The following is a 14,386-nucleotide window of genomic DNA, read 5'->3' on the forward strand; positions in this document are numbered from 1 at the left end:
CGGGTCGAGGGCTCAGGCGCCGGCGGACGCGAGATCCGTGGGGGCGCCGGCGGGCTCGAGGTCGGACGGGGAGGACAGCGTGCCGCGCACCGCGGTGGCGGCGGCCACCACGGGCGAGACGAGGTGGGTGCGCCCGCCCTTGCCCTGCCGGCCCTCGAAGTTGCGGTTCGACGTCGAGGCGCACCGCTCGCCGGGGGCGAGCTGGTCCGGGTTCATGCCCAGGCACATCGAGCAGCCCGCGAAGCGCCAGTCCGCGCCGAAGTCCTTGAACACCCGGTCCAGGCCCTCGGCCTCGGCCTGCAGCCGCACCTTGGCCGAGCCCGGCACCACCATCATCCGGACGTTCTGCGCCTTGGCGCGGCCCTTGACGATCTCCGCCGCCGCCCGCAGGTCCTCGATCCGGGAGTTGGTGCAGGAGCCCAGGAAGACGGTGTCCACCGGGATCTCCTTCATCGGGGTGCCGGCGGCCAGGCCCATGTACTCGAGGGCCCGGCGGGCGTTGGCCTTGTCGTTCTCGTCCCCGATGTCCTCGGGGTCGGGGACGGCCTGGGACAGGGGGACGCCCTGGCCGGGGTTGGTGCCCCAGGTGACGAACGGCTCGAGCTCGTCCGCGTCGAGGAAGACCTCGGCGTCGAAGACGGCGTCCTCGTCGGTGCGCAGGGTCCGCCAGTACTCGACGGCCGCGTCCCAGTCGGCGCCCTGCGGCGCGTGCGGGCGGCCCTGGACGTAGTCGAACGTGGTGTCGTCGGGGGCGATCATGCCCGCGCGGGCGCCGGCCTCGATCGACATGTTGCAGATGGTCATCCGAGCCTCCATGGACAGGGCGCGGATGGCCGAGCCCCGGTACTCCAGGACGTAGCCCTGTCCGCCGCCGGTGCCGATCTTGGCGATCACGGCCAGGATGATGTCCTTGGCGGACACCCCCGGGCGCAGCGTGCCCTCGACGTTGATGGCCATGGTCCGGAACGGGGCGAGCGGCAGCGTCTGGGTGGCCATCACGTGCTCGACCTCGGAGGTGCCGATGCCGAAGGCCAGGGCCCCGAACGCGCCGTGGGTGGAGGTGTGGGAGTCGCCGCAGACCACGGTCATCCCGGGCTGGGTGAGGCCCAGCTGGGGGCCCACCACGTGCACGATGCCCTGCTCGGCGTCCCCGAGCGGGTGCAGGCGCACGCCGAACTCGGCGCAGTTGGCCCGCAGGGTCTCGATCTGCTTGCGGGACGTGTCGTCGGCGATGCGGGAGAAGATGTCCTGCGTGGGCGTGTTGTGGTCCTCGGTGGCGATCGTGAGCTCGGGCCGGCGCAGCGGGCGGCCCGCCAGGCGCAGCCCCTCGAAGGCCTGCGGCGAGGTGACCTCGTGGAGCAGGTGGAGGTCGATGTAGAGCAGGTCCGGCCGCCCGTCCTCGCCCTGGCGCACGAGGTGGTCCGCCCAGACCTTCTCGGCGAGGGTGCGCCCGCCCCGGGGCCCGGAGGGTGCGGCGGAGGTCGTGGAGGGGGTCGAGGACTGGTAGTCCGGCATGGCGGATCCTTCCGTGCTGCCTGTGCAACGTGTTTCCTCCATGGTCGGCGCCCGGCTCGCGACGGGCCAGCTTTCGGGCTTGCTTCTCACATTCTGAGACGTCAGTATCAGTGCATGGACACATCTGGACACATGGATCCGTCCGGCGCCCCGCTCGGCACGCCGCTGGGCGGGCAGGGCACCGGGGAGTCGCTCGCGCTGACCGCGACCACCGCGCCCAGCGGGGTGGGGGTGGTCGACAAGGCCGCGATGATCCTCGACGCCCTCGAGGCGGGGCCGGCGACGCTGGCCCAGCTGGTGAGCGCCACGGGCCTCGCCCGGCCCACCGTGCACCGGCTGGCCGTGGCACTGGCCCACCACCGGTTCGTGGGACGGGACATCCAGGGCCGGTTCGTGCTCGGCTCCCGGCTCGTGGAGCTGGCGTCCGCGGCCGGCGAGGACCGCCTGATCGCGGCCGCCGGCCCCGTCCTGATGAACCTGCGGGACGCCACCGGGGAGTCCGCGCAGATCTTCCGCCGGCAGGGCGACTGGCGCGTGTGCGTGGCCTCCGCCGAACGGCCGATCGGGCTGCGGGACACGATCCCGGTGGGCACGCAGCTGTCGATGAAGGCGGGCTCCGCCGCGCAGGTGCTCGTCGCGTGGGAGGACCACGACCGCCTGCTCGAGGGCCTGCGCCACGCGCGGTTCTCCGCGACCGTGCTGGCCGGGGTGCGCCGCCGGGGCTGGGCGCAGTCGCTGGGCGAGCGCGAACCGGGCATCGCCTCCGTCTCGGCCCCGGTGCGCGGACCCTCGGGCCGGGTGATCGCCGCGGTGTCGATCTCCGGACCGATCGAACGGCTCACCCGCCAGCCGGGCCGGCTGCACGCCGAGGTCGTGGTGCAGGCCGCGCGCCAGCTCACGGAGGCGGTCCGGGCCACCACCCAGTAGCCGGGCGCCGGCGGGCCCCGCCCTGCCGTCCCCCGCCGTGCGGCGGGGGACGCTCCGCGGCCGCCGCGCTCAGCCGCGCAGGACGGCCAGCGCCCTCCGGAAGGCGGCGAAGGCCTCGAGCTCCGCCCGCACGGGGTCGACGACGGTGCGCCGGGCCGCCTCGGCCACCGACTCGCGCAGCCGGCGCCGCACCGAGCGCTCCCGCATCCGGGCGCCGAAGCCGGCGAGGACCCGGCCGGTCAGGGCCGTGAAGATCCCGAGCACCACCCCGGCGAGGACGAGCAGCGTGGGCACGGGCAGCGGGAAGCCCTCGACGTACGGGGGCGGCGGGACGGGGATCTGGAACCACTCGAGCAGGAACAGGCCCAGGAGCCACAGCAGCCCCGCGACCACCGCGAGCATCGCGAGCCACTGGACGACGTCGAGGACGAGCCACCACCAGGAGTTCCGCCCGGCCCGGAAGTCGGTGCGGGCGACGGCCTGGTCGATCGCGTCCGGCAGCCTCTCCTCGTGGGTGCGCGCGGCCTGCCGGACCGACCGGGTCCACGGTTCGGCGGCCCCGTCCGCGGCGTCGTGGGCGAAGGTGCGCACCGCGGAGTCGGCCGCGGCCCGCTGGGCGGCGCCCATGGGCGGCAGGGACGTGCGGTTGACCTCGGGGTTCACGGTCCCGCCCCGGTCGAGGTTCAGCCGCCGCATCGGGTCCTTGCGGAACCTCAGCAGCCACCGGGTGGGGATCCACCCCGTGTGCTCCGCCGCGTGCAGGGCGTAGGACCTCCCGGCGGCCCGGGCGATCCCGGGCACGTTGGCGGCCTGCGCCAGCCCGTCGGTGAGCCGCTCCTGCGCCGGCTCGGTGATCCCGGCAGGCTCCCCGTCCCCGGAGGCCTCGGCGAGCAGCGCGGCGGCGTCGTCCACGTCGGCGTCGAGCCGGGCGCCGGCCGCCGCCCTGGTGTCGGCCACCTGGCGGATCCGCGCGCGGAGGGCCTCGACGCCCTCCCCCGTCACCGCGGAGACGGCCACCGGCTTCGACAGCCCCGTGGTGGGCAGCCCGTCCTGGGCCACGAGCTCCTCGAGGGAGGCCATCACGGCGGGGACCTCGGCGTCCGGCAGCCGGTCCACCTGGTTCATCACCACCATGGTCACGGCCCCGTGCCGGGCCAGCGGCGCGATGAACTCCTGGTGGATGACCGCGTCGGCGTACTTCTGCGGGTCCACGACCCACACCACGACGTCGACCATGCCGACGAGACGCTGCACGATGGTGCGGTGGTGCAGGCTCACGGAGTCGAAGTCCGGCAGGTCGAGCAGGATCAGGCCGCCGGGCGCCTCCGCGGCGGGCGCGCCCGTGATCCGCTCCTTGACGCGCGTCCACCGGCCGGCGTCCGCGTGCCCGGTGGGCAGGGGCGTGTCGACGTGGTGGCGCTGGGTGACACCGAGCCAGTCCAGCAGGGCCTCGCTGCCCGGCTCCCCCCAGACGGCGGCCAGCGGCTCGGAGGTGGTGGGGCGGCGGGCGGCGGCCCGGGCGATGTCCCGTCCCACGACCGCGTTGAACAGGGTGGACTTCCCGGACCCGGTCGCCCCGAAGAAGCCCACCACGGTGTGGTCGGCGGACAGGGAGCGCCGCTCGGCGGCGCGGTCCAGGACGGTGCGGGACGCCGCCACGGCCTCGTCGTCGAGCCGGCCGGAGGCCAGCTCCGTGGCGCGCGCGAGCGCGGTGAGCCGTTCGGAGAGGGTCGGCGCCGCCTGCCGGGCGGGGCTCATGCGCTCTCCCCCAGCGTCCGCCCGGCGGCGCGGATGCGCTCGGCCACGGCCACGAGCTCGTCGGCCTCCGGGTGCCCGTCCAGGACGTCGAGGCGCCGCAGGAACACGGACGCCTGCTGGTCCATGACCGTGTGGATCCGGGACTCGAGGTTCTTGCGGGCGTCCTCGGCCATCCGCCGCACGGCGTCCTCCCCGAAGACCGCCTCGAGCAGCTTGGTGCCCACCACGCCGGAGCCGCCGGCGATGCCGACCTCCAGCCCGGTGAGCCCGCCCGTCATGGAGAACACGCCGATCATGAGGATCACGGTGAGCGCGTTCACACCCAGCGACATGGCCCGCGCCCTGGTCCGCTTGTCCGCGCCCTCGCGCTGGATCAGCTCCATGAGGTCGCCCTGCCAGGCGCGCACCTGCTCTGCCGTGCGCTCGCGGAAGTCCGGGGGCAGCGAGCCGAGGTCGGACCCGCCGAGCAGGACCCGGCCCGCGGGCTCGTCCAGCCAGCGGCGCTCCGCGGTCTCGGAGGCGCGCGCGGCCTCCTCAACGATCACGGTCTGCAGACCGGTCTCGATGGCCTCCTCGACCTGGACCTCGGGTGCCGGCCGCCCGCTGAAGAAGGCGGTGAGCCGGTCCCGCATCCGGCCGATCCCGGCCTCGAGGTTGCGGAAGAACTCGCCGGTGCCCACGAAGTCCTGCCAGCGGGCGAGGACCTCGCCGCGCAGCAGGGTCCCGTCCCGGGTCGACTCGATGACGGCGGCGAGCGCCTCGTCGAAGGCGCGGTCCACGTCGTGGCGCAGCTGCGCCTCGACGCGGTGCTGGGAGAGCACCGCCGTCCCGGCCGCGCCGGTGCGCTCCGCGATGGAGCGGACCGCGCCGCCGAGGGTCCGGCGGGCGATCTCCGAGCGGGAGGCGGCGTTGCGCCCCAGTTCGGCCAGGAAGTCCACCACGGGGGCGACGACGTGGGGCGGGAGCATGCCCATCTCGTTGAGCGGTGACTCCGGGACGGTGAACACCGGGGCGTCCCCGAGGCCCTGCTCGGCGAGCATCCGCCGGAGGTCGTCCTCGATCTCGGCCTCGAGCCCCTGCGGGACCCGGTCGAGGACCACGGCCACCGTGATGTCCCGCTGGGCGGCCTCGACGAGCAGCCGCCACGGCACGGCGTCGGCGTAGCGGTTCGCGGTGGTCACGAACAGCCACAGGTCGGCGGCGGCCAGCAGCTGCCCCGCGAGCCGGCGGTTCTCGTCGGAGATCGAGTCGACGTCCGGGGCGTCGAGCAGGGCGACGCCCTCGGGGATCCGCGGCTCGGCGAGCAGCACGAGGGCCTGGCCGTCCGCGGTGCCGGGCAGCGCGGACGGGGAGGCGGTGTCCGCTGCGGTCGAGCCGGCGGGGATGACCTTCCGCGCGTGGATCCGGCTCAGGTGCGGGAGCACCCGCTGGGTCGAGAACGCCTCGGCGTCGCGCGGGTGGTGGATCAGGATGGGCTGCCGGGTGGTCGGGCGGATGGCCCCGGACCGGGTCACGGGGTGCCCCACGACCGCGTTGACCAGGGTCGACTTGCCGGCGCCCGTGGAGCCGCCGACCACCGCGAGCAGCGGCGCGTCGAGGGAGCGCACCCGGGGCAGCACGTAGTCGTCGAGCTGGGCGACGGCACGGTCGATGTCCTCGCGCTCGCGCAGCACGTCGGTCGTGGACAGCGGGAGGGTCGACGCCGCGAGCAGCGCCCGCGCGTCCTCGAGGGCGCTCAGGATCTCTGTCTGGTCGGTCACAGGGACATTGTGCCAGTCAGCCTGCTGTGCACCTACGCGGCGCGGGTCGCCGGGGGCTCACGCCATCCGGACGGCGATCTTGCCGCGGACATGCCCCTCCTGGCTGAGCCGGTAGGCCTCCACGCCCTCGGCCAGGGGCACGCTGCGGGCGAGCTCGATCCGCAGCGCGCCCCGGTCCACCAGACGGCCCAGCTCGGTGAGGTCCTCGGCGGAGGGACGCACCCACATCCACGTCCCGCCGTGGGCCTCGACCGCGTCGTCGGCCACGGAGGCGTGCCGCCCCCCGTCCTTCAGGACGGCGAGCGTCTGCTCCACGACCCCGCCTACGAGGTCGACCACGACGTCCACGCCGTCCGGAGCCAGCTCCCGGACCCGCTCGGGCAGCCCGTCCCCGTAGGCCACGGGCTCCGCGCCGAGACCGCGCAGGTACTCGTGGTTGGCCTCCGACGCCGTGCCGATCACGCGGGCGCCCCGGGCCGCGGCGAGCTGGACGGCGTAGCCGCCCACGCCCCCGGAGGCGTTGTGCACGAGCACGGTGTCTCCCGCGGCCGCCTCCAGGCGGCCGAGGACCTGGTAGGCCGTGAGCCCGGCGAGCGGCAGCGCGGCCGCCCGGTCCCAGTCCACGGAGGCCGGCTTCGGCGCGAGCAGGCGTGCGGGCAGGGCGACGTACTCGGCCATCGTCCCGCCGTGCACCCAGTCCGTGCGGGCGTAGGAGATCACCTCGTCGCCCGGGGCCCACTCCGGGACGTCGATGCCGACGGCCTCCACGACCCCGGACACGTCCCAGCCGGGCACCACCGGGAACTGGACCTCCATCAGCGGATCGAGGCCGCCGGCCATGATCTTCCAGTCCACGGGGTTGATCGCGGCGCTGCGCACCTTCAGGAGCACCCAGCCCGGGGGGACCTTGGGCTCGGGGAGGTCGGTGAGCTCGAGGACTTCGGGGCCGCCGTAGCGGGCGTACGTCAATGCCTTCATGCTCCGCGCAACCGGCGGTCCCGGGAATCTGTTCCCGGCCGCGGGTCAGCGGCCCGGCTCCCGCAGGTGATCCGCGGCGTAGGCGGCGAACACCTCCCCGGGGGCCTCCCCCGTGCTGACGAAGTCCTCCCGCAGCTTTCGCGCGAGCTGCTCCAGGGCCAGGCCCAGGCGGCGGGCGCTCGTGCGCACCGGCGGCGCCGAGGACGCGGCGGCACGGTCGCGCAGCTCGAGGGCGTAGGCCAGCTGCCGGGCCAGGGAGAGGTCCGGGTCCTCCTCCTGGAAGTAGTACGTCTCGCCGTGCTGGGTGAAGTCGATCCGGGCCCGGGACACCTCCGCGGTCAGCCCGTCCAGCACCCGGGCCGCCGTCACGGGGTCCTCCTCCGCGATCCCGTCCGCGTACTCCACCTCGGCGAGGGACGTCAGCTCGAGCGCCAGGGCCCGGCGGCGGGACAGCGGCGGATAGATCTGGGTGAACCACGTCAGGGCCGCCGTGAGCAGGGCGAACCCGGTCAGCGCCTCCAGCGGGGTGGCCAGCCGGATCCAGGGGTCGGTGGCCACGACGTCCCCGAACCCCAGCGTCGCCAGGGTGACGAACGAGAGGTAGAGGGCCTCGAGGAGATCGGGGTAGGCGGCGGGGTCCACCCCCGGCGAGTACGTGAAGCCCTCGGGGACGTGCGGCAGGTAGATCAGGGCCCAGCCGAGGCCCTGCAGGAGCACCCACAGGAGCACCACCGTGATCATCGAGCCCGGGCCCACGGCCGAGCCGAAGCGGTGCCCGGTGCGCCGGGAGACCCACCAGACGCCCGACTGCACCCGGCCGCCGACGGCGCCCGAGCCGCTGGGGTGCAGCAGGCTGTGGTACATGTCCCGCAGGCCGAGCACGATCACCGTGGTCCCCAGCAGCGTCAGCAGCACGTCCACGTCGTCGCTCCGTCCCAGTCGATGACCGTCCTTCCCGGGGACCTTACCCGGTGGCGCCCGGGCCCGTCCCGGAGGTTCGGCCTCCGTGCTTGCCCCGGGGACCATCAGCAGGGTTACGGTGGAAGCATCCGCTGCCCCGGACGGCGACGCGGCCCCCACAGGGACGGAAGGACGACGATGGACATCAACCTGGTGCTGGCGCTCTTCGCCGGAGCCGTCCTGCTGATCTCGGCGTTCTCGACGCTGCTGCAGCGGATCAGTCTCCCCGGCCCGGTGCTCGCCCTCGCGTTCGGCGCGCTGATCGGCCCCTACGCGCTGGACCTCGTGCGGATCGAGGACTTCGGCCTGCCCCCGGGAACGCTGCTGGAGCAGGCGGCGCGGATCACCCTGGCGGTGGGCCTGGCCGGGGTCGCCCTGCGCCTGCCGCACGGCTACTGGCGCAGCGACGCCCGCTGGATCGCCGTGGTCATCGGGCTGGGCATGGCCCTGATGCTCGTCGTGGCCACCGGCGTGCTGTGGGCGGCGCTGGGTGTGCCGTTCCTGGTGGCGCTGCTGCTGGGCGCGATCATCACCCCGACCGACCCCGTGGTCACCACCCCGATCGTCACGGGTTCCCTGGCCGAGGAGCGGATTCCCGAGCGGGTCCGGCACAATCTCTCGGCCGAGAGCGGGCTCAACGACGGACTGGCCTACCTCTTCGTCCTCCTCCCGGTGCTGCTGCTGACCGAGCCGGACCGGGCGTGGCACGAGCTGCTGACCACGGTCCTGCTGTGGGAGGTGCTCGGCGCGGCGGTGTTCGGGGCGCTGGCGGGCTTCCTGCTGGGCAGGCTGTTCGTCGTCGTCCGCCGGCACGGGCTCATGGAGGAGAGCTCCTACCTGGCCTTCGTGGTGCCGCTGGCACTCGTGCTGCTCGGGACCGGCAAGCTGCTGGGCACCGACGCCCTGCTGGCCGTCTTCGTGGGCGTCGCGGTCTTCGGGCAGGTGATCCCCCAGCGGGACGAGGCGCAGGAGGACAAGGTCCAGGACGCCGTGGCCCGGCTGTTCCTGCTGCCGGTGTTCATCCTGCTCGGCCTGGCGCTGCCGGTCGGTGAGTGGACGGAACTGGGCTGGGGTGCTCCCCTGGTCCTCGGCGCGGCGCTGCTGCTGCGCCGCTTCGTCGCCCTGTGGGCGCTCCGGCCGCTGCTGCGGGGCGTGCACGACCGCGCCGAGACGCTCGTCCTGAGCTGGTTCGGGCCCATCGGCGTCTCCGCCCTGTTCTACGCGACGCTGGCCGAACGGCACACCGGCAACCACGAGATCTTCGTCCACACCACCCTGGCCGTCACCCTGTCCGTGCTCGTCCACGGGCTGTCCACCGCACCGCTGAGCGCGTGGCTCCAGCACCGGGAGCCGGAGCGGAAACAGGAGAAGGAGACCCCCGCATGAGCCCGCAGCACCCCTGTCCCAGGCCCCTCATCACGGACCGGGAGGCCCGCCGTGTGGTTTGACTCCCGGGCATAGGGCGCCACCGCCCTGACCCTGCTCGCGGCTCTCCAGCTGCTCGTGGCCCTCGTCTCGGCGCGCCGTCCGGGGGCCCGGCGCTTCTTCACCTCGGACCCCGTCCTGCTGCTGGCCGACGGCCGGATCCGGGGCGAGGCGCTGCGCCGCAACCGGCTCACCGAGTCGGAGCTGCGCCAGGCCGTGCGGATGCAGGGCACCGGCGAACTCTCCCGGGTCGAGGCGGTCGTGCTCGAGACCAACGGCAAGCTCAGCGTCATCACATCGAGCTCCTACGGCGACGGGTCCGCGCTCGCGGACGTCCGCGGGACCGAGGCCCTGGGCGACGACGACCGCCGGGGACCGGCCGGCCCGGAGGCGTGAACCGCACGGCGCGGTGGCGCTGCGCCGGGCCCGGTGCTCGCACGTTCCCGCCCGCGGCCCCGGGGCGGTCAGGGGCCGGAGCGGCCCTCCTGCTCGAGCAGCCGCAGCCGCTCCCGGTACTCGTCCTCGGTGAGCTCTCCGGCGGCGTGGCGCTCCAGCAGGCCGTCCCGGGCCCGGCGCAGGCCGAGCCGGGTGCGCGACCTGCGGCCCCAGCGGGTGTTCTGCCCGTAGCGTCCCACGAGCCACCGGACGCCCCGGGCCACGGTCCACACCGCGGCGGCGGCCAGCAGGGCCCAGGACATCACCTCCCAGCCCTGGAAGGGGGTCAGTCCCAGTTCGCCCACGGTCCCACCGTCCCTCCGGCGTCGTCCGTCGTTCCTGTCTCCGGCGGCGCGCCGTCCGGGGCGCGCTCGGTGGCCGAAGAGTAGCAGTCGCCTCCGACGCCGGGCCGGGGCGGTCCGGTCGGGTCGGCGGCCGCCGGGGCCCCCGGGCGCCGGCGGGGTCAGCGGGTGAGCGTGCCGATCCCCTCGAGGATCGCCGCGTGCACGCGCGGGTCGCTGAGCGGCAGGAAGTGACCGCGCGTGCCGAGCTGGACGTTGCGCGCCCCTTCCAGGTGGCTGCCGCCCGGGATGTGGGGGTCGAACAGGCCGTAGACGGAGACGATGTGCTGGTTGACCTCCCGGCGGGTGGTCAGCGCGGTGAGCTCCGGGGAGTGGGGCAGGAACACCCGGATCGTCGGGAGGGGCAGGAGCCGGGCGAGCTCGGAGCCCGTGAAGGGGGTGTTGACGGCCACGAGCCCCCGGATCACGGTGCCCTTGTTGTGGTGGGCCAGGAGGTGCTTGCCGATCAGCCCGCCCTTGCTGTGCGCCACCAGCACGCAGCGCTCGATCCCCTCCCGGCGGATGTGCTCGTCGACCAGCGCCGCCATGTCCTCGATGGTCCCGGTGTTGAACCTCAGGTCCTCCACCACGTGGACGTCGTGGCCGTGCTCCCGCAGCAGCCCGGCCACCGGGAGCATGAACGTCCACGACTCGTAGATCCCGGGGATCAGCACGACCGGCGTCCGCCCCGGCTCTCCCCGGCCCCGGTAGTGGGCGGGCTCCCACCGGCCGAGGACGCCCGCGGCCTGCCACCGGACCGCGTAGACGTAGTCGCGGGCCCAGGCCGCGAGATTCGCGGCCGCCGCGCCCAGCCGCGGGATCACACCGGGCTCCCGGGACGGCAGGCGGCGAGGAAGGGCGCGCAGGCGGCGGCGAGCTCCCGGGGGTCGGTGTGCTGGACGTTGTGCGGGGCCCCGGGGATCTCCAGGAAGCGGGCGTCGGGGGCCGCCCGGGCCAGCCGGCGGGACCAGTCCCGCCGGGCGATGGGGTCCCGGGACCCGCGCACCACCAGCCCGGGGGGCGTGCAGCCCCGGATGTCCTCCTCGATCCGGTCGCGGAGCATGTGCCGGGCAGTGCGCAGATAGCGGAGCGGGCCCATCCGGAGGTAGTCGCGGACGACCACGGCGTTGGTGCGCAGGGGCTCGCGCGCGGTGTCCCGCAGCAGCCGCCGTCCCTGGCCGAGCAGACTGCGCGCGGTGGGGTCGACGGTCGGTCCCACCAGCACGTAGCCGGCGCACAGCCCGGGGTGGTCCCTGACGGCGTCCACGACGACCTGGCAGCCCATGGAGTGCCCCACGACCACGGGAGCCCGCAGCCCCAGCGCCTCGACGGCCCCCGCAACCACGCGGCCGAGCTCGGGCACCGACAGGGGCCGGGCGGGGCGCGGCGAGGACCCGCAGCCCGGCAGGTCGACGGCGTAGACGTCGTGCGTGGCCGCGAGCGCGTCAGCGAGCCGCAGGAAGTACCGGCCCGACATGCCGATGCCGTGCACGAGGACCACCGGGGGCCGCGCGCGGTCGAAGGTCCCCCGCACGTCGACCGCGTGGGTGCCGGCGACGACGCGCCGCCGCTCGAGCCCCGGGTGCCCCCGCGCCCTCACCGGTGGGTCGCCTCGAGCGCCAGGCGCACGACGTCGAGCGGGTCCCGCCGCGCGGCGTGGGCCGCCAGCTGCCGCCGGGCGCCGGAGCCGTCCCGCAGGACGCCGGCCACCACGGACTCCACCTGCGCGGCCTCGTCCCACTCGGCGAGCACGGGGCGCACGACGGCCAGCAGCTCCGCCACGACGTCCGCGGCCGGGGCGGGCGCGCCGGAGGCCGGGCTGATCAACGGCCCCTCGACGCCGTCCCTGCTGGCCTGCCAGGACCAGGTCCGCAGCTGCGCCGCGCTCACCGGCGGCGCAGGGAGGCCCGCCCGCCACTGGCGGGCGGCAGTCTCGACCAGCGCCCGGCCGAGGGCGGCCAGCACCCCGGCGTGCTCCGCGTCCAGGCACATGTCGGTGATCCGGATCTCCACGGTGGGGTAGCGGGCCGAGAGCCGGGCGTCGAAGTAGATCATGCCGAGGTCGAGGGGCACCCCGGAGCGCAGCAGGGCCTCGCGCTGCCGGTCGTGCTCCTCGACCGAGCCGAAGACCTCCGTGGGACCGGAGGTGGGCCAGCGGACCCAGGCCTGGTAGCGGTAGCTGCTGAAGCCGCTCTCCCGGCCGTACCAGAACGGGGAGTTGCCGCTCAGGGCGAGCAGGACGGGCAGCCACACCCGGATGCGGTCCAGCACGGCCACGCCCTCCTCGCGGCTGCCGACGCCCACGTGGACGTGGAGGCCGCAGGTCAGCTGCTCGGCGGCCACCAGCCCGAAGCGCTCCTGGAGCCACCGGAAGCGCGGTGCGGGCACGAGGTGCGGCGCGCCCGCCGTGACCGGTGAGGCGAGGGCGACGGCGCGGGCACCCACCGCGCGGGCGGCGGCGTCGGCCAGGCGGCGCCCCTGACGGATCGCGGCGATCTGCTCCGCGAGGCCGGTCAGCGGAGGACTCGCGACCTCGATCTGCTCCTGCTGCAGCTCGGTGGTGACCTGGTGCGCCGGTGCCGTCGCCGGGGAGGAGCGGACGCCGGCGGCGTGCGCGTCCACGGCGTCCGGGCCGGCGGGGGCGGGCTCCAGCGTCACGGCGTCCACGAGGAGCAGCTCCTCCTCCACGCCGAAGGTGCGGGTGGGGCCGGTGGTCGCTGCGGGGGACGGGTGCGGGAAAACGGTGATCACCACCATCCGGGAGGGGCTGGAGCGGTGCGGACGGGCTGGGCGGGAGGCCCCGCCGTCGTCGCCGGGCGGATCCCCCGGCTCACTGCGGAGCGTAGCACCGGGGACCCGCGCAGCGCCGCTGCGGGAGCTCGCCACGCCTCTTGACGCGGAGGGCGGGGCGGGGTTCGCTGGAGGGGCCAGGAGGGGAGTATCCCCCCGCGCAGCGTCGTCACGACGGTCCCCCGCAGGATCCGGCGCGCGGGCCCGGAACGGGCCGGGAGAGACCTCCGGTCGGGAACCGGAGGGTGGCTGGTGGCGATGGACGTCCCGTTCTGGGGGTGGGCCGCGGTGATCGGCGGCATCGTGGTCCTGCTGGCCGTGGACCTGCTCGCCCACCGGCGCCCGCACGCGATCGGGCTGCGCGAGGCCGCGGTGTGGACGGCGGTGTGGGTGGCCTGCGGGACGGGCTTCGGGGTGGTGGTCTGGGCCGTCTTCGGGTCGCAGGCCGGCCAGCAGTACTTCGCCGGGTACCTGATCGAGAAGTCGCTCTCCGTGGACAACGTGTTCGTCTGGGCGGTCCTGCTCACGTACTTCGCCGTCCCCCGCGCCTACCAGCACCAGGTGCTGTTCCTGGGCGTCTTCGGGGCGCTGGTGCTGCGCGGCGCCTTCATCGCCGCGGGCGCGGCGCTGATCCACGCCTTCGAGGGAGTGCTCTACCTCTTCGCCGCGTTCCTGCTCTGCACCGGGTGGCGGATGCTCCGGCAGCGGGAGGCGCGTCTTGACCCGGACCGGTCGGCGGTGCTGCGGGTCTTCCGCCGCTGCGTGCCGATGACCGAGGTGTTCTACGGGCAGCGGCTCGTGGTGCGCGTCGGCGGGGCGCTGCGGGCCACGCCGCTGCTGGCGGTGCTGGTGCTGATCGAGGCCACCGACGTGGTCTTCGCCGTCGACTCGATCCCGGCCGTCTTCGCGGTCACCGACGAGGTCTACATCGTCTTCACCGCCAACGCCTTCGCCGTGCTGGGGCTGCGGGCCATGTACTTCCTGCTGGCGGACCTGATGCACCGTTTCGTGCACCTGCGCGCCGGGCTGGCCCTGGTCCTGGTGTGGGTGGGGGTGAAGATGGCGCTCAAGGTCGACGTGGTCGACATCCCCACGGGAGTCTCCCTCGCGGTGATCACGGCCGTCCTGGTCGTGTCGGTCGGCACGAGCCTGCGCGCCACCCGCGGGCAGGGGCGGCGGGCGCCGCAGTGCCCGGAGGCCCCGCCGTTCCGGACCGCGACCCCCGCCGAGCTCGCGGCGCTCCAACCCCTGCGGCCGTCCCGGGCCGCCTCCGCGGACCGGGACGAGGACGGCCGGAGCGGCCCCTGAGGGGCGCGGACCGCGCCCCGTGGGAGGGTCGCCGCCCCGTGAAGGAGCCGACCCCGTGCACCGCAAGCTCTCCGTCCTCGTCGAGGCGGACCCCGACGGCCGGTTCGTCCGGGTCAGCGTGACCGGTCCCCTGACCCGCGCGAACCAGCAGGCCCTCCACGCCGCCGCCGGGGCCGGCGCTGCGCGAGG

At 75.0% G+C, this 14,386-nt stretch carries 13 protein-coding genes; 4 read left to right on the forward strand and 9 right to left on the reverse strand.

Translation table 11 applies throughout. The features are described from left to right. Nucleotides 1-12 precede the first annotated feature (12 nt). The gene (gene leuC, locus RF640_RS09040; RefSeq protein WP_035928931.1) at nt 13-1,515 is read right to left on the reverse strand and encodes a 3-isopropylmalate dehydratase large subunit; all 1,503 of its coding nucleotides are present in this window, start codon (nt 1,513-1,515) and stop codon (nt 13-15) included. A gap of 114 nt (nt 1,516-1,629) precedes the next feature. On the opposite strand from leuC, the gene RF640_RS09045 reads away from it, so the two are divergent. Further along, nucleotides 1,630-2,442 (forward strand): IclR family transcriptional regulator, encoded by an 813-nt coding sequence (locus RF640_RS09045; protein ID WP_255219483.1) that lies wholly within the window; start codon nt 1,630-1,632, stop codon nt 2,440-2,442. 69 nt (nt 2,443-2,511) lie between these two features. Here the strand turns inward: RF640_RS09045 and RF640_RS09050 are convergent, their stop codons facing one another. The 4 genes from RF640_RS09050 to RF640_RS09065 are packed head-to-tail and all read right to left on the reverse strand — an operon-like array spanning nt 2,512 to nt 7,859. After that, the gene (locus tag RF640_RS09050) at nt 2,512-4,200 is read right to left on the reverse strand and encodes a dynamin family protein (protein WP_109222472.1); all 1,689 of its coding nucleotides are present in this window, start codon (nt 4,198-4,200) and stop codon (nt 2,512-2,514) included. Then, complete coding sequence (locus RF640_RS09055; RefSeq protein WP_017833198.1) at nt 4,197-5,960, reverse strand: dynamin family protein; 1,764 nt, start codon at nt 5,958-5,960, stop codon at nt 4,197-4,199. The genes RF640_RS09050 and RF640_RS09055 overlap by 4 nt, the downstream gene beginning before the upstream one ends. 57 nt (nt 5,961-6,017) lie before the next feature. Next, on the reverse strand, nt 6,018-6,938 hold the full coding sequence (locus RF640_RS09060) for an NADP-dependent oxidoreductase (protein WP_170122827.1): 921 nt from the start codon (nt 6,936-6,938) through the stop codon (nt 6,018-6,020). Between the two features lie 45 nt (nt 6,939-6,983). Further along, nucleotides 6,984-7,859, reverse strand: a complete 876-nt coding sequence (locus RF640_RS09065; RefSeq protein WP_017833200.1) for a potassium channel family protein — start codon at nt 7,857-7,859, stop codon at nt 6,984-6,986. Between the two features lie 177 nt (nt 7,860-8,036). Here RF640_RS09065 and RF640_RS09070 point away from each other — a divergent pair, with 177 nt between their 5' ends. Together RF640_RS09070 and RF640_RS09075 are read left to right on the forward strand one after the other, a co-directional pair. Continuing rightward, nucleotides 8,037-9,284, forward strand: coding sequence for a sodium:proton antiporter (locus tag RF640_RS09070; protein ID WP_109222474.1), 1,248 nt, complete (start codon nt 8,037-8,039; stop codon nt 9,282-9,284). A gap of 117 nt (nt 9,285-9,401) precedes the next feature. After that, complete coding sequence (locus tag RF640_RS09075; RefSeq protein WP_241482896.1) at nt 9,402-9,719, forward strand: DUF421 domain-containing protein; 318 nt, start codon at nt 9,402-9,404, stop codon at nt 9,717-9,719. A 68-nt stretch (nt 9,720-9,787) separates the two neighbouring features. Here the strand turns inward: RF640_RS09075 and RF640_RS09080 are convergent, their stop codons facing one another. The 4 genes from RF640_RS09080 to RF640_RS09095 form a co-directional block, all read right to left on the reverse strand. Beyond that, a complete protein-coding gene (locus RF640_RS09080) occupies nt 9,788-10,063 on the reverse strand; it encodes a hypothetical protein (RefSeq protein WP_035928915.1) in 276 nt (91 codons plus the stop codon). A gap of 158 nt (nt 10,064-10,221) precedes the next feature. Next, nucleotides 10,222-10,923, reverse strand: a complete 702-nt coding sequence (locus RF640_RS09085) for a triacylglycerol lipase (RefSeq protein ID WP_109222475.1) — start codon at nt 10,921-10,923, stop codon at nt 10,222-10,224. After that, nucleotides 10,920-11,699 (reverse strand): alpha/beta fold hydrolase, encoded by a 780-nt coding sequence (locus RF640_RS09090; protein ID WP_031282909.1) that lies wholly within the window; start codon nt 11,697-11,699, stop codon nt 10,920-10,922. The genes RF640_RS09085 and RF640_RS09090 overlap by 4 nt, the downstream gene beginning before the upstream one ends. Further along, nucleotides 11,696-12,850 carry a glutamate--cysteine ligase gene (locus RF640_RS09095; RefSeq protein ID WP_241482895.1) on the reverse strand — a complete coding sequence of 385 codons (1,155 nt, stop codon included), beginning with the start codon at nt 12,848-12,850 and terminating at the stop codon, nt 11,696-11,698. Before RF640_RS09095 ends, RF640_RS09090 begins: the two co-directional genes overlap by 4 nt. A gap of 297 nt (nt 12,851-13,147) precedes the next feature. Between RF640_RS09095 and RF640_RS09100 the strand changes: the two genes are divergently transcribed. Next, a complete protein-coding gene (locus tag RF640_RS09100) occupies nt 13,148-14,197 on the forward strand; it encodes a TerC family protein (RefSeq protein WP_136341637.1) in 1,050 nt (349 codons plus the stop codon). Nucleotides 14,198-14,386 lie beyond the last annotated feature (189 nt).

Source organism: Kocuria sp. CPCC 205231, from assembly GCF_040980965.1.
GTDB classification, from domain to species: domain Bacteria; phylum Actinomycetota; class Actinomycetes; order Actinomycetales; family Micrococcaceae; genus Kocuria; species Kocuria rosea.